Source organism: Streptomyces sp. NPDC003327 (assembly GCF_053589515.1).
Genome location: NZ_JBSFSA010000030.1, coordinates 22,614 through 38,104 on the forward strand (window position 1 = coordinate 22,614; position 15,491 = coordinate 38,104).

The window sequence follows — 15,491 nt, forward strand, 5'->3', positions numbered from 1 at the left end:
TAGGTTCGGAGGGTGACTTTTGAGAGCCCCGGCCGCATCATCCTGCTCACCGCCAGCCACCGCGTGGCGCCCGGACTCCTGTCCTGGCCCGCCTGGCAGGCGCTGGGCGCCGCGGACCGGGTCCTCTGCCCCGACGAGCACCACCCCCAGCTGCCGTACCTGAAGGAGGCCGGGATCGCCGTCGAGCGGGCCCGGCCCACCGCCGAGGAGCTCGTCGACGCCTGCGCCGGCGGCCGCACGGTCGTCGTCCTGCCCTCCGGCGAGGGCGACGGCGACCTCACCGACGGGCTCGCCCGGCTCGCCGGCTCCGGCCGGGTCGCCATGCCCGACCTGGAGCTGCTCCCCGGCTCGTACGACCTGCCGGGCGCCCGGCTCCTGGACCTCGTGCAGGTCATGGACCGCATCCGGCGCACCTGCCCCTGGTCCTCCCGGCAGACGCACCGCGGGCTCGCCAAGTACGCCATCGAGGAGGCGTACGAACTCGTCGAGTCCATCGAGGACGGCGACCGGGACGAACTGCGCGAGGAGCTCGGGGACGTCCTGCTCCAGGTCGTCTTCCACGCCCGGATCGCCGAGGAGGACCCCGAGGAGCCGTTCTCCGTGGACGACGTCGCCGCGACGATCGTCGAGAAGCTGATCCTGCGCCACCCGCACGTCTTCGGCGACGCGACCGCCGAGACGCCCGAGGAGGTGCGCGCCCACTGGCTGCGCACCAAGGCCGTCGAGAAGCAGCGCGAGTCCGTCACCGACGGGGTGCCGCTCGGGCAGCCCGGCCTCGCGCTCGCGACGAAGCTGGCGAGCCGGGTGCGGACGGCCGGCCTCGACGTGGCCCCGCCGACGGGCGAGGGCATCGGCTACGAGCTGCTCGCCCTCGCCGCCCGGGCGGAGGCGGACGGCGTGGACCCCGAGGCGGCCCTGCGGGCGGCGGCGCGCGTCTACCGGGACGCGATCCGCGCGGCCGAGGGGCTCACGGCTTAGGCCGAGTCCGGAGAGCAGCGCCGTCTGCCCTAAGGCCAGGCGGGACTTTCCGGACGCGGCCTAGGAGTCTCGCGGGGCGCGGGCCTCCGGGTCGTGCCAGAGCAGCGGGGGCGGCGACAGGAGCCACTCCGCGCGGGTGGCCGGGCGCGGGACGGAGCGGCCCACCGAGGGCAGCGCGTCGTGACGGATGCGGTCCGGGTCGGCGCCCAGCTCCGTCAGGGTCTCGGCGACCTCCGACAGGAACCCCGGCGGGCCCGCCAGGCGGACGTCGTGCTCCGACCAGTGCCCGCAGGCCCGCAGCGCGGCGAGGAGCCGCTCGGTCGCCTGGTCCCGGGGCCGTCGGGGGGCCGAGGTGATGTAGGTGGCCTTCACGCCGGGCAGCTGGGCGACGAGCCGTTCCGCGTCCCGCCGCCCGTAGAGGTACTCCTTGGCGCGTGCCACGACGAAGAGACGCCCCGGGACGTCCGGCGCGTGCGCCGCGGCCTCCTCCAGGAGGGCCTTCACCGGGGCCCAGCCGGTGCCCGCGCAGATGTACGTGCGGGGCCCGTCGCCGTCCGGGGCCGCGCAGAGCCCGCCGCCGGCGGCCGAGAGCCGCAGCACGTCGCCGGGGGCCGTGCGGTCGACGAGGGCCGTGCTCATCGCGCCGCGCCGGATGCGGCTCACGTGCAGGTCGACCGTGCCGTCGGGGCGGGGCGCGTTGGCGAGGGAGTAGGTGCGCCAGACGCGCGGGACGTGCAGCGAGCTGACGCTCGCGTACTGGCCGGGGCGGTACGGGAAGGGCTGCCGGGGCCGCAGGGTGAGGACGGCCAGGTCCTCGCCGTACCGCTCGTGGCGGACGACGTCCGCGTCCCACCAGGCGGGCTGCCCGGCCCGCTCGGCCTCCTCGGCGCCCGCCCGCATGAGGTCGGCGACCCTCCCGTACGCCTCGGTCCAGGCCTTCTCGGCCTCGACCGTCCAGGCCGCGCCGGCGGTGTGTGCGAAGGCGGCGAGCAGGCTCTCGCCGACGGCCGCGTACAGCGGGGGAGAGGCGAGGAACTTGCGGTGGTCGCGGCCCAGACGGCCCAGGTAGCCGGCGAGGCCGGGGTCCTCGAGACGGGTCACGACATGGGCGAGCGCGGCGAACAGCCGGTCGCGCTGGGGCGCCATGTCGGCGGGGAAGAGGTCGCGTACGCCCGGGTTGTGCCAGAAGAGGTGCGAGTAGAAGAACGTGACGGCGTGTTCGGCCCGTCTCTCGACGACCGCGAAGGTGCTTCTGAGCAGCTGGGCATCCACGGGGCAAGAATCTAGGGCACGGGCCTTCACGGCTCCGTCACACGTTCTCCGCGCGGGGCCGCCGCGCGGGCGGGCGGTACGGTCGGGGGGTGAGTGATCCGTCCGTTTCCCCGTCCGCGCCCGAGCTCTTCACCTGGGAGTTCGCCACCGACCCGTACCCCGCCTACGCCTGGCTCAGGGAGCACGCGCCCGTGCACCGGACCACGCTGCCGAGCGGCGTCGAGGCCTGGCTCGTGACCCGGTACGCGGACGCCCGGCAGGCGCTCGCCGACCAGCGGCTGTCCAAGAACCCGGTGCACCACGCGGAGCCCGGGAAGACCGGCATCCCGGGCGAGCGCAGCGCCGGACTGATGACGCACCTGCTGAACATCGACCCGCCGGACCACACCCGGCTGCGGCGGCTGGTCTCCAAGGCGTTCACGCCCCGCCGGGTGGCGGAGTTCGCGCCGCGCGTGCAGGAGTTGACCGACCGGCTCATCGACGGCTTCGTCGAGCGGGGGAGCGCGGACCTCATCCACGAGTTCGCCTTCCCGCTGCCCATCTACGCCATCTGCGACCTGCTCGGCGTGCCGCCCGAGGACCAGGACGACCTGCGGGACTGGGCCGGGATGATGATCCGGCACGGCGGGGGGCCGCGCGGCGGGGTCGCGCGGTCGGTGAAGAAGATCCGCGGCTATCTCGCGGAGCTGATCCACCGCAAGCGGCAGACCCTGGGCCACGAGGGGGCCGACGACCTGATCTCGGGCCTGATCCGGGCGAGCGACCACGGGGACCACCTCACCGAGGCCGAGGCCACGGCGATGTGCTTCGTGCTGCTCTTCGCCGGTTTCGAGACGACCATCAACCTCATCGGCAACGGCACCCACACCCTGCTGCGCCACCCCGGGCAGCGGGCACGGCTGCAGGCCTCGCTGGCGGCCGGGGAGACGGGGCTCCTGGAGACCGGTGTCGAGGAGCTGCTCCGCCACGACGGGCCGGTGGAGCTGGCGACCTGGCGGTACGCGACGCGGGACCTGACCATCGGCGGGCAGGCCGTGCCCGCGGGCGATCCGGTGCTCGTGGTGCTCGCCGCGGCCGACCGGGACCCGGCGCGGTTCGCGGAGCCGGACACGCTCGACCTCGCCCGGCGGGACAACCAGCACCTCGGGTACGGGCACGGCATCCACTACTGCCTGGGAGCGCCGCTCGCGCGCCTGGAGGGGCAGGCGGCGCTCGCGACCCTGCTGACGCGCCTGCCGGACCTGCGACTTGCCGTCGACCCGGACGAACTCCGGTGGCGCGGTGGGCTCATCATGCGGGGATTGCGGACGCTTCCGGTGGAGTTCACCCCTTCCGTACGGGTGCACGGAGCTGAGTCCGCGTCAGAAATGTGATCTTCACGTGATCGCGGGTCGACCGACTTGTGACGGACGTTCGAATGCCGCTACGTTTCCCGGCAGTCTCAGCCGTCACGTGAAAGGCGTTCACATGCGCTCCGGGAACGGACGACACCGTCGCCCCCGTCAGGCCCCCGCCCTCGTCGTCGCGGCGGGCGTGACCGGATCCGCCATGGCGCTGCCGCTGCTCGCCACCGGATCGGCCTCCGCCGCCGACGCCACCACCTGGGACCGGGTCGCCGAGTGCGAGTCCGGCGGCCAGTGGAGTGCCAACTTCGGCAACGGCATGTACGGCGGGCTCCAGATGACCCAGGAGGCCTGGGAGCGGCACGGCGGCCTCGCCTACGCGCCCAGCCCCGACCTGGCCAGCCGTGCCCAGCAGATCGCCGTCGCCGACAAGGCGCTCGCCGCGGGCTCCCTGGACTGGGCGACCTGCGCCCCGATCGCGGGTCTGAAGAACGACGGGAAGGCCACGGGCGTGAACCCCGGCCCCACCGTCGCGCCCGTCGAGGAGGGCGGCCTCGCCCCGGAGTCCAACCGGACCGCCGGGACCGCGGCCCCGTCCGCGCCCGCCACCTCGGCGCCGGCCACGCGGGCCCCCGCGTCGGCCGTGCCCACGTCCCCCGGCGTCCCGTCCTCGCCCGCCGCCCCGGTCGCGCCCACGGCGCCGACGACCCCGGCCGCGCCACCGACGACGCCGTCCGCGCCCGGCACGCCCGCGGACCCGGACGCGCCGACCGCCCCGGTGGCGCCCGACGCGTCCGTGACGCCCGGATCGCCCGACGCGGCACCGGGTGACGGGGTGTCGGCCACGCCCGGCGCGGGCAAGCACCGCGGCGGCGCCGCGCCGGAGGAAACGGGCAAGTCGGGCAGTTCCACCGGATCGGGTCGCCATGCGGCACCGGCGGACAAGCTCACCGAAACGCCCATCGAAGCGCCCGTGACTGACGGAGCGAAGGATTCGGGCGCAACGGACACTCGGGGCACTTCGGACGCGTACACCGTCCAGCCCGGCGACAGCCTCTCCGAGATTGCACAGGAGAACGAACTCGCCGGAGGCTGGAACGCCCTCTACGACGCCAACCGGCGGACCGTGGGCATCGATCCGGACCTGATCCTCCCTGGTCAGAGCCTCGATCTGACGATCGGTTCGGAGTCGGCGGCCGGGTAGTTCGGGGGCGTATGTCCGGTTCTGGGCAAGTGAGACATGGGTCTCTTCGTCCCAACTGGCGTGTCACGCCCGCAAAGTTTGCTTCCGTCGCCTCTCACCTGCGCAAACACACCTCGCCGGAAGGCAAGGAAGGCCGATTTTTCCGCAATGGGCCTCTTTGAACTTCCGGCGGGTGTGTGTCTACGGTCGTCACCGCTCGCCACCGCGGGCCCCGTCGACCGAATCGCCGAATCCTGCCGTCGGCCGATGGGAACAGTCGTCGCGCAAGCGCCGAAGGCAGGAGCGGGGGACCCAAGGTAAGTGCCGGGCCCGGCCGTCCAGACGGACGACCGAGGAACGGCTCGGGGTGAAGCCGCGTGCACCAGCACGCGGCCGGGCGACTCTTCGGCCCGAACCCGACAGCTCACCTCGCAGGCGTCGGTGAGGAGAATCTCCATGCTGTTTTCCGGCAAGGGCAAACACCGCCGTCCCTCCAAGGCCACCCAGGTCGTCACGCTCGTCGGCGTCACCGGTGTCGCCGTCGCCGCCCCGCTGATGACCGCGGGCACCGCCTCCGCCGCCACCGCCTCCGAGTGGGACGTCGTCGCCCAGTGCGAGTCCGGCGGCAACTGGTCCATCAACACCGGCAACGGCTACTACGGCGGCCTGCAGTTCTCGGCCTCCACCTGGGCCGCGTACGGCGGCACCGCCTACGCCTCGACCGCCGACCAGGCGTCGAAGTCCCAGCAGATCGCCATCGCCGAGAAGGTCCTCGCGGGCCAGGGCAAGGGCGCCTGGCCGTCCTGCGGCGTCGGCCTGTCCGGTGCCTCCTACGACGGCGGCGCCGCCGAGAGCGCCCCGCAGCAGAGCGAGCCCCAGCAGAGCGCCCCCCAGCCGGAGCGCTCGACCGAGCAGCCGACCACCCGCAGCCAGCAGCGCCAGGCCCCGGCCGCGCAGCCCGCGCCGTCGACCGAGTCGAAGAAGACCGTCACCACCCCGACCGGCAAGAAGGTCAAGAAGGGCGACGGCGAGTACAAGGTCGTCACCGGCGACACGCTCAGCAAGATCGCCCAGGCGCACGGCGTCAAGGGCGGCTGGGCCACGCTCTTCGAGCTGAACAAGGACGTCGTCGAGAACGCCGACCTCATCTACCCGGGTCAGCAGCTCCACCTGAAGTGAGCCGCGCGGTCCCCGTGAGTCCGGCGGCTCGCGCGGACCCGACGACCCTCCCGCGGTGACCCACCCCGGTCCGGCGCGCCCCTTCCCCCGTGCGCACCGGACCGGGGTTCCGTCTGTTCCCCCCCCCGGCTTGTTGCCTCCAGGCTGTTACCCGCAGGTAGAGAAGGGGTCTTTCGCCCCGGGATGCGTGCCCTTGGGTCCTTTTTCGTCCCAGGGGGCGGGCGCCCGGCTGGCTGGAGGCCCTGAGCCGGTTAGGCTCTTGTCGCAAGGCGTACGAGACCTTGCGACCCATGCGTCACACCTAGCGTCACATCCCAGAAGGAGATGCTCGTGCCGTCCATCGACGTCGTCGTAGCCCGGGAAATCCTGGACTCCCGAGGCAACCCCACGGTCGAGGTCGAGGTCGGCCTCGACGACGGCAGCACCGGCCGTGCTGCCGTTCCGTCCGGTGCCTCCACCGGTGCGTTCGAGGCCCTCGAGCTCCGCGACGGCGACCAGAACCGCTACCTCGGCAAGGGTGTCGAGAAGGCCGTCCTCGCCGTCATCGAGCAGATCGGCCCGGAGCTCGTCGGCTACGACGCCACCGAGCAGCGCCTGATCGACCAGGCCATGTTCGACCTGGACGCCACCCCGGACAAGTCCTCGCTCGGCGCCAACGCCATCCTCGGCGTCTCTCTCGCCGTCGCGCACGCCGCCTCCGAGGCCAGCGACCTCCCCCTCTTCCGCTACCTCGGCGGCCCGAACGCGCACCTGCTGCCCGTTCCGATGATGAACATCCTGAACGGCGGCTCGCACGCCGACTCCAACGTGGACATCCAGGAGTTCATGATCGCCCCGATCGGCGCGGAGTCCTTCTCCGAGGCCCTCCGCTGGGGCACCGAGGTCTACCACACCCTCAAGGCCGTCCTGAAGACCAAGGGCCTCTCCACCGGCCTCGGCGACGAGGGCGGCTTCGCGCCGAACCTCGGCTCCAACCGTGAGGCGCTCGACCTCATCCTGGAGGCCATCAAGCAGGCCGGCTACGTGCCCGGCAAGGACGTCGCCCTCGCCCTGGACGTCGCCGCCTCCGAGTTCTACAAGGACGGCTCGTACCTCTTCGAGGGCAAGGAGCGCTCCGCCGCCGAGATGACGGAGTACTACGAGGAGCTCGTCTCCGCGTACCCGCTCGTCTCCATCGAGGACCCGCTGTTCGAGGACGACTGGGCCGGCTGGAACGTCATCACCGAGAAGCTCGGCGACAAGGTCCAGCTCGTCGGTGACGACCTGTTCGTCACCAACCCCGAGCGCCTCGCCCGCGGCATCGAGGAGAAGTCCGCCAACGCCCTCCTGGTGAAGGTCAACCAGATCGGCTCGCTGACCGAGACCCTCGACGCCGTCGAGCTCGCCCAGCGCAACGGCTTCAAGTGCATGATGTCCCACCGCTCCGGCGAGACCGAGGACGTCACCATCGCCGACCTCGCCGTCGCCACCAACTGCGGCCAGATCAAGACCGGCGCCCCGGCCCGCTCCGAGCGCGTCGCCAAGTACAACCAGCTCCTGCGCATCGAGGAGATCCTCGACGACGCCGCGGTCTACGCCGGCCGCAGCGCCTTCCCGCGCTTCAAGGGCTGACCTGGCCTGACGTCGTAGATCCGTACGTCCCCGCACCCGGTCCCGTACCGTGTGCGGGGACGTACGTCTGACCAGGGGAGGCGACACGACATGGCCGCGAAGAACCGGGACCGGTTCTCGACCGCGACCCGCATCAGGCTGCTCGGCGAGCAGACCGCCGCCCGTGTCTACCGCTCCCAGACCCGCCGTCAGGCCCGCCGCTCCCGGCTCACCGGCCGCGCGGCCTTCCTCGCCCTCGTCGTCTGCTCCCTCGTCGTGGCGCTCGCCTACCCGATGCGGAGCTACGTCTCCCAGCGCGGCGAGATCGCCGAGCAGGAGCGCAAGGCCGACGAGGCCGCCCGGCGCGTCGAGGAACTGCGGGACGAGAAGGCCCGCCTCCAGGACCCCGCCTACGTCCGCCGGCTCGCCCGCGAGCACCTGCACTACGTGCTGCCCGGCGAGACCGGCTTCACCGTGAACGACCCCGGCGCGGAGCAGCGGCCCCGCGCCGACCAGGGCGCGGCCGACCGCCCCTGGTACGACAACCTGTGGGACGGCGTCGACCACGCCGACCGCCCCTGACCCGACCCAGGATCCGAGAACATGGAAACGCCCCCTCCGCAGACCGAGCGCACCGAGCCCACCGAGGCGGACGTCGCCGCGTTCGAAGCCCAGCTCGGCCGCCCGCCGCGCGGCCTGCGCGCCATCGCGCACCGCTGCCCGTGCGGCAACCCGGACGTCGTCGAGACCGCGCCGCGGCTCCCCGACGGCACCCCCTTCCCGACCACGTACTACCTCACCTGCCCCCGGGCGGCCTCGGCCATCGGCACCCTGGAGGCCAACGGGGTCATGAAGGAGATGCAGGCCCGGCTCGCCACCGACCCGGAGCTCGCCGCCGCCTACCGGGCCGCGCACGAGGACTACCTCGCGCGCCGCGACGCCATCGAGGTCCTGGAGGGCTTCCCCAGCGCCGGCGGCATGCCCGACCGCGTCAAGTGCCTCCACGTCCTCGTCGGTCACTCGCTCGTGGCCGGCCCCGGCGTCAACCCGTTCGGCGACGAGGCCCTCGCGATGCTGCCCGAGTGGTGGGCGAAGGGCCCCTGTGTGACGCCGTGCGCCGACGAGGCCGACGAGAAGGAGCCCACGGCATGACCCGGGTCGCCGGAATCGACTGCGGCACGAACTCCATCCGCCTCCTCGTCGCCGACGTCGACCCCGCCACGGGCGACCTCGTCGAGCTGGACCGGCGGATGACCATCGTCCGGCTCGGCCAGGGCGTCGACAGGACCGGCCGGCTCGCCCCCGAGGCGCTGGAGCGGACCTTCGCCGCCTGCCGCGAGTACGCCGCCGTCATCGAGGAGCTGGGCGCCGAGCGCGTCCGCTTCGTGGCGACCTCCGCCTCCCGCGACGCCGAGAACCGTGACGTGTTCGTGAACGGCGTCGTGGAGATCCTCGGTGTCGAGCCCGAGGTCATCACCGGCGACCAGGAGGCCGAGTTCTCCTTCACCGGCGCCACCGGCGAACTGCACGGCGCGCAGACGTACCTCGTCGTCGACATCGGCGGCGGCTCCACCGAGTTCGTCACCGGCAACAAGCACGTGGAGGCGGCCCGCTCCGTCGACATCGGCTGCGTCCGGCTCACCGAGCGGCACGTCCGCCACGACCCGCCGACCGCCGAGGAGACCGAGGCGATCCGCGCCGACGTCCGCGCCGCCCTCGACCTGGCCGCCGAGACCGTGCCGCTCACCGGGGCGGACACCCTCGTCGGCCTCGCCGGCTCGGTCACCACGGTCGCCGCCCTCGCGCTCGGCCTGCCCGCGTACGACTCCGAGAAGATCCACCACGCCCGGATCTCCGCCGCCCAGGTCGCCGAGGTCACCGAGCGGCTGCTCGCCTCCACCCACGACGAGCGGGCCGCGATGCCCGTCATCCACCCCGGCCGGGTGGACGTGATCATCGCCGGGGCGCTGGTCCTGCGGGAGATCGTGGAGCGGGTCGGAGCGGCCGAGGTGGTCGTCAGCGAGCACGACATCCTCGATGGGATCGCCCTATCCGTGGCATAGGGGGTGGCTATCGGCGCCCGCCACGACACCCCCGTCGAAAAGGTTCGTGAAGTTCTTCACAAGGAAAAGGGCCCCGAGGGCGCCCGAGGAGGGTCTTCCACCCCTCCGAGGGGTGTCCCGGGGCCCTTTCGCAGGCGTGGGGCCCACTTCGCTCGAAGTTTCCATCGTGTGAACGGGCCTGCTGGTTCAGCGTTAACGGAGGCTCTCCAGACCAGTTCACGGGGGGTGAACAACGTTCGCGAAAGCTCCCCGGTTCCTTTGCACCGCCATGACCTGGGTCACGTGGGCCGCGCAGTGTAGCAGAGGTGTCCAGCATGCTTGTGAAGGGGCGCACGAGCACCCCCCTCCGAGGGGGTGGATACTCGATGCCATGAGCACCACGGAGCGTCCCAGGATCCTCGTAGTAGGCGGCGGGTACGTAGGCCTGTACGCAGCTCGGCGCATCCTCAAGAAGATGCGCTACGCGGAGGCGACCGTCACGGTCGTCGACCCGCGGTCGTACATGACCTACCAGCCCTTCCTCCCCGAAGCCGCCGCCGGCAGCATCTCCCCGCGCCACGTCGTCGTCCCGCTGCGACGCGTCGTCCGCGGAGCCGAGGTGCTCACCGGCCGGGTCACCACCATCGACCAGGACCGCAAGGTCGCCACGATCGCCCCGCTCGTCGGCGAGGCGTACGAGCTGCCCTTCGACTACCTCGTCATCGCGATGGGCGCCGTCTCCCGTACCTTCCCGATCCCCGGCCTCGCCGAGCAGGGCATCGGCATGAAGGGCATCGAGGAGGCCATCGGCCTGCGCAACCACGTCCTCGAGCAGCTCGACAAGGCCGACTCGACCACCGACGAGGAGGTCCGCCGCAAGGCGCTGACCTTCGTCTTCGTCGGCGGTGGCTTCGCCGGCGCCGAGACCATCGGCGAGGTCGAGGACCTGGCCCGCGACGCCGCGAAGTACTACCAGAACGTGTCGCGCGAGGACATGCGCTTCATCCTGGTCGACGCGGCCGACAAGATCCTTCCCGAGGTCGGCCCGAAGCTCGGCCAGTACGGCAAGGAGCACCTCGAGGGCCGCGGCATCGAGATCTACCTCGAGACCTCGATGGACTCCTGCGTCGACGGCCACGTCGTGCTGAAGAACGGCCTGGAGGTCGACTCCAACACGATCGTGTGGACCGCCGGCGTGAAGCCGAACCCGGCGCTCTCCCGCTTCGGTCTGCCGCTCGGCCCCCGCGGCCACGTCGACTGCAACGAGAAGCTCCAGGTCAACGGCCTCGACTACGTGTGGGCCGCGGGCGACAACGCCCAGGTCCCGGACATGGCCGCGATCAAGGCCGGCGTCCCGCGCGAGCGCGCGTGGTGCCCGCCGAACGCCCAGCACGCCCTGCGCCAGGCCAAGGTCCTCGGCGACAACGTCGTGGCCGGCATGCGCGGCTTCCCGCAGAAGGAGTACAGCCACGCCAACAAGGGCGCGGTGGCCGGACTCGGTCTGCACAAGGGCGTCGCCATGATCGTCATGGGCAAGGTGAAGATCAAGCTCAAGGGCCGTCTCGCCTGGTACATGCACCGTGGCTACCACGGCATGGCCATGCCCACCTGGAACCGCAAGATCCGCGTCTTCGCCGACTGGACCCTCGCGATGTTCCTCAAGCGCGAGGTCGTCTCGCTCGGCGCCATCGAGTCGCCGCGCGAGGAGTTCTACGAGGCGGCCAAGCCCGCCCCCGCGCCGGCCGCCAAGGCGCAGGAGAAGGCCAAGGCCTCCTAGAAGCTCCGCCGCTCCGTCCGAAGGGCCGTCCGCCATCCGTGGTGCGGACGGCCCTTCGCACGTCTCCGGATGGTTCTCGCGGTGCTTTTCCCCGTGTTTCACGCGCGCGGAGGGACGGAACCCCCACGCAGGGTGTTCCCTTGGTGACGAGCAAGTCCGGGGCATGAGATCACGGAGGTGTTGCGCCATGCCCGACGCCGCGACGCGGTTGGCGACCCTGGCCGAGGACCTGCTGGGAGCCCCCCTCCCGGTGCGCCTGCGGGCGTGGGACGGCAGTGAGGCCGGCCCCGCGACCGGTCCCGTCCTGATCCTGCGCGACCGCCGCGCCCTGCGCCGCATGATCTGGAGACCCGGCGAACTCGGCCTCGCCCGCGCCTGGGTGGCCGGCGAACTCGACGTCGACGGCGACCTCTACGAGGTCCTCGACCGCCTCTCCGGCCTCCTCTGGGAGCGCGGCGCCGAGACCCGGAGCGCCCTCGAAGCCGTACGCGACCCCGGGCTGCGCGCCGCGGCCCGCTCCCTCCTCCGGCTCGCCGGACCCCTGCCGCCCCCGCCGCCGCCCGCCGAGGAGGTCCGCGGCCGCAGCGGCTCCCGCCACACCCGCCGCCGCGACCGGCAGGCGATCAGCCACCACTACGACGTGGGCAACGACTTCTACGCCCTCGTCCTCGGCCCCTCCATGGTGTACTCCTGCGCCTACTGGACCGCCGGCGGGACCCTGGAGGACGCCCAGCGGGACAAGCTCGACCTCATCGCCCGCAAGCTGAACCTGGGCGACGGCGACCGGCTCCTCGACGTCGGCTGCGGCTGGGGCTCGATGGCCGTCCACGCCGCCCGTGAGTACGGCGCCCGGGTCGTCGGCATCACCCTCTCCCGCGAACAGGCCGCCTTCGCCCGCAAGCGCGTCGCCGACGAGGGCCTCACCGACCTCGTCGAGATCCGCGTCCAGGACTACCGGGACGTGCCCGACGGGCCGTACGACGCGATCTCCTCCATCGGCATGGCGGAGCACGTCGGCGCCGTGCGGTACCGGGAGTACGCCGACACGCTGTACGGCCTCCTGAAGCCCGGCGGGCGGCTCCTGAACCACCAGATCTCGCGGCGCCCCGAACCGGACGAGTCGGCCTACGCGATCGACCCCTTCATCGACGCGTACGTCTTCCCGGACGGCGAACTCGCGCCCATGGGACGGACCCTGACGACCCTGGAGGACGCCGGGTTCGAGGTGCGGGACGTGGAGGCCATCCGCGAGCACTACGCCCTCACGCTGCGGCGCTGGGTGGCCAACCTGGAGGGCGGGTGGGACCGTGCCGTCACGCTCACCTCCCCGGGCCGGGCCCGGATCTGGCGGCTCTACATGGCGGCTTCGGCGGTCGCCTTCGAGCGGAACCGGATCGGGGTGAACCAGTTCCTCGCGGTGAGGACCCCGGAGGCGGGGACGAGCGGGCTGCCGCTGCGGACCCGGGAGTGGACGGAACGCTGAGCACGGCGAAGGGCCGGTCCCCCCGAGCGGGGAACCGGCCCTTGCCGCCGTACGGCTCCGTTCCGTACGGCCCTGCGCCGTACGCGCCCGTGTCGTACGGGCCTACTCGGCCTTGATCGCGGAGAGCATGTTCAGCCTGGCCGCGGACCGGGCCGGCCACAGCGAGGCCAGGACGCCGACCAGACCGGCCAGGACCAGGAAGATCCCGATCCGGTCCCAGGGCAGCACCAGCGCGTAGCCCGGCAGGCTGCTCTTGAACGTCTCGCCGATGGCCCAGCCGAGGAACGCGCCCAGGCCGATGCCGACGACGGCACCGAAGACCGCGATGACGACGGCCTCCAGACGGACCATCCGCTTCACCCGGCGCCGGTCGAGGCCGATCGCCCGCAGCATGCCGATCTCCTGCTGGCGCTCGAAGACGGACATCGCGAGGGTGTTGACGACGCCGAGGACCGCGATGATCAGGGCCATGCCGAGCAGGCCGTACATGATGTTGAGCATCAGGTTGATCTGGCCGCCGAAGGTGTCACGGATGTCCTTGTGGTCCATGACCGTGATCGCCGGGTTGTCGCCCATCGCCTTGGCGAGGGCCCGCTCGTGGGCCTCGCTCGCGCCGCCCTCCGTGGAGACGAAGATCTGAGCGATGTACGCCTGCTGCTCGTGCGCGTCGAGGAGCTTCTTGTCGATCAGCACCGGCGAGACGAACTCGCTCTGCTCGTAGATCGCACCGACCGTCAGCTTCCCCTTCCGCTCGTCGAGGTACTCGACGGGGACGCTCGCGCCGACCTTCAGGCCGCGGGAGGCGGCCGTCTTGTCGTCGACGGCGATCCGGCCCTGCCCGAGGGAGCCCAGCGAGCCCTCCACCACGTGCAGCTTGAGGACCTTCTCGATGTCGCCGGGGGTGACGCCGGAGGCCGAGACGAACCGGCCCTTCAGCTCCAGGGCGCCCGCCTGCTGCGGGGAGACCGCGGTCACGCCGGGCGCCTTCTCCAGGGCGGCGAGCGCCTCGTCGCTGAGGCCCTGGCCGCCGCCGGCCATGGTGATCATGTAGTCGGCCTTGATCTGGTCGACCGTCATCCTGTCCAGGGCCGAGCCGGCGCTCACGCCGATCACCGTCAGGCCGGTGACCAGGGTCAGGCCGATGGCGATCGCGGAGGCGGTGGCGCCGGTGCGGCGCGGGTTGCGGACCGCGTTGAGGCCCGCGAGCTTGCCGGAGACCCCGAAGGCCTTCACGAAGAAGGGACGGATCAGGGCGATCACCGGCCGCGACAGGAACGGGATCAGGACGATGACGCCGACGAGGGTGAGGAAGGCCCCGCCCGCGATGAGCAGCCGGCCGTCGTCGCCGCCCTTGCCTGCGCCGGCGACGATGCCGACCGCGCCGAGCGCGGTGAGCACGGCGCCGATCGCGTTCCGCACGACGAGCGACTTGGTGGTGGGGGTGGCGTGCACGCTGTTCATGGCGGCCACCGGCGGGATCTTCGCGGCGCGGCGGCCGGGCAGCCAGGCGGCCAGCACGGTGATCAGGATGCCGACGCCGAAGGCCGCGAGGACCGGGGTGGCCTCCAGGACCAGCGGGCCGTCCGGCACCTTCAGCTCGAACGCGGCCATGCCGGAGCGCAGGCCCACCGCGAGGCCGATGCCGAGGGCGTAACCGACCGCGGAGGCGACCAGGCCGACCAGACCGGCCTCGGCGAGCACCGAGCGGGTGATCTGCTTGCGCGAGGCGCCGACCGCGCGCATCAGGGCCAGCTCCTTCGTCCGCTGGGCGACCAGCATCGTGAAGGTGTTGGAGATCAGGAAGACGCCGACGAAGAGCGCGATGCCGGCGAAGCCCAGCAGCATCTGGTTGAAGGCGCCGAGCCCGGCCTCGATGTCCTCGGCCTGCCGGTCGGCGAGTGCCTGCCCGGTCTGGGCGGTGGCGGCCTTCGGCACGACCTTCAGGACCTCGTCGCGGAGCTTCTCGGCGTCGGCGCCCGGGGCGGTGACGGTCAGGCTCTGGTAGTAGCCCGGCTTGAGGTAGAGCTGCTGGGCGACGGCGTCGTCGAAGAGGACGAGGCTGCCGCCCGCGTTGACGGCGCCGTCCTCGGTCGTGAAGACACCGGAGAGGGTGTACTCCTTCACCGGCCCGTTGGTCGCGACCCGGACGGTGTCGCCGACCTTGTAGGCGCCCCTGGCGGCCGTCTCCTTGTCGAGCGCGATCTGCCCGGCCGCGGTCGGGCCCTGGCCCGCGGTGAAGGAGTAGGCGGCGTCCTTGCCGTCCTTGCCGGGGGCGAAGTTGGCGCCCGTGTTGGCCCAGCCGAGGCCGATCAGCTTGCCGTTCTTGTCGGGCACGCCCGCGAAGCCCTGGACCCGGGGGGAGACGGCGGTGACCCCGTCGAGCCGGGCGACCCGGTCGACGACGTCCCGCGAGAGGCCGGGCGTCGTACGGGCCTCCGCCTCGTCGGGGTGCATCTCGACGGCGACGGCGACGTCGTCGTAGCTCTTGGCGGACTGGTTGCGGAAGGCCTGGGAGAGGGTGTCGGTGAAGACGAGGGTGCCGGAGACGAAGGCCACGCCGAGCATGACGGCGAGCACGGTCATCAGCAGCCGCGCCTTGTGCGCGAGGACGTTGCGCAGGGCGGTACGGAACATGGAGGTGTCC

General features: G+C 72.3%; 12 protein-coding genes and 1 riboswitch. Of the genes, 10 read left to right on the plus strand and 2 right to left on the minus strand.

The window, feature by feature from the left end; genetic code table 11:
• Nucleotides 1-12: 12 nt before the first annotated feature.
• On the plus strand, nt 13-978 hold the full coding sequence (locus ACWDVG_RS21665; protein WP_451700968.1) for a nucleoside triphosphate pyrophosphohydrolase: 966 nt from the start codon (nt 13-15) through the stop codon (nt 976-978).
• 60 nt (nt 979-1,038) lie between these two features.
• Here the strand turns inward: ACWDVG_RS21665 and ACWDVG_RS21670 are convergent, their stop codons facing one another.
• The gene (locus ACWDVG_RS21670) at nt 1,039-2,250 is read right to left on the minus strand and encodes a globin domain-containing protein (protein WP_451700970.1); all 1,212 of its coding nucleotides are present in this window, start codon (nt 2,248-2,250) and stop codon (nt 1,039-1,041) included.
• An 89-nt stretch (nt 2,251-2,339) separates the two neighbouring features.
• On the opposite strand from ACWDVG_RS21670, the gene ACWDVG_RS21675 reads away from it, so the two are divergent.
• The 9 genes from ACWDVG_RS21675 (at nt 2,340) to ACWDVG_RS21715 (ending at nt 12,847) form a co-directional block, all read left to right on the plus strand.
• Entirely contained in the window at nt 2,340-3,623 is a 1,284-nt protein-coding gene (locus tag ACWDVG_RS21675; RefSeq protein WP_451700971.1) for a cytochrome P450 family protein, read from the plus strand.
• A gap of 94 nt (nt 3,624-3,717) precedes the next feature.
• The gene (locus ACWDVG_RS21680) at nt 3,718-4,797 is read left to right on the plus strand and encodes a transglycosylase family protein (RefSeq protein ID WP_451700972.1); all 1,080 of its coding nucleotides are present in this window, start codon (nt 3,718-3,720) and stop codon (nt 4,795-4,797) included.
• A 258-nt stretch (nt 4,798-5,055) separates the two neighbouring features.
• A riboswitch (cyclic di-AMP (ydaO/yuaA leader) is annotated at nt 5,056-5,229 on the plus strand.
• Between the two features lie 3 nt (nt 5,230-5,232).
• Nucleotides 5,233-5,955: a transglycosylase family protein gene (locus tag ACWDVG_RS21685; protein ID WP_451700973.1), complete on the plus strand. Its 723-nt coding sequence runs from the start codon at nt 5,233-5,235 to the stop codon at nt 5,953-5,955.
• Between the two features lie 330 nt (nt 5,956-6,285).
• Nucleotides 6,286-7,566, plus strand: coding sequence for a phosphopyruvate hydratase (eno, locus tag ACWDVG_RS21690; protein WP_451700974.1), 1,281 nt, complete (start codon nt 6,286-6,288; stop codon nt 7,564-7,566).
• Between the two features lie 90 nt (nt 7,567-7,656).
• Nucleotides 7,657-8,127, plus strand: coding sequence for an FtsB family cell division protein (locus ACWDVG_RS21695; protein ID WP_451700975.1), 471 nt, complete (start codon nt 7,657-7,659; stop codon nt 8,125-8,127).
• Between the two features lie 21 nt (nt 8,128-8,148).
• Nucleotides 8,149-8,697, plus strand: coding sequence for a DUF501 domain-containing protein (locus ACWDVG_RS21700; RefSeq protein ID WP_451700976.1), 549 nt, complete (start codon nt 8,149-8,151; stop codon nt 8,695-8,697).
• The gene (locus tag ACWDVG_RS21705) at nt 8,694-9,608 is read left to right on the plus strand and encodes a Ppx/GppA phosphatase family protein (RefSeq protein WP_451700977.1); all 915 of its coding nucleotides are present in this window, start codon (nt 8,694-8,696) and stop codon (nt 9,606-9,608) included. The genes ACWDVG_RS21700 and ACWDVG_RS21705 overlap by 4 nt, the downstream gene beginning before the upstream one ends.
• A gap of 370 nt (nt 9,609-9,978) precedes the next feature.
• Nucleotides 9,979-11,364 (plus strand): NAD(P)/FAD-dependent oxidoreductase, encoded by a 1,386-nt coding sequence (locus ACWDVG_RS21710; protein WP_451700978.1) that lies wholly within the window; start codon nt 9,979-9,981, stop codon nt 11,362-11,364.
• A gap of 187 nt (nt 11,365-11,551) precedes the next feature.
• On the plus strand, nt 11,552-12,847 hold the full coding sequence (locus tag ACWDVG_RS21715; RefSeq protein ID WP_451700979.1) for a class I SAM-dependent methyltransferase: 1,296 nt from the start codon (nt 11,552-11,554) through the stop codon (nt 12,845-12,847).
• A gap of 102 nt (nt 12,848-12,949) precedes the next feature.
• Here ACWDVG_RS21715 and ACWDVG_RS21720 read toward each other — a convergent pair whose 3' ends face one another.
• Nucleotides 12,950-15,481 (minus strand): ABC transporter permease, encoded by a 2,532-nt coding sequence (locus ACWDVG_RS21720; protein ID WP_451700980.1) that lies wholly within the window; start codon nt 15,479-15,481, stop codon nt 12,950-12,952.
• Nucleotides 15,482-15,491 lie beyond the last annotated feature (10 nt).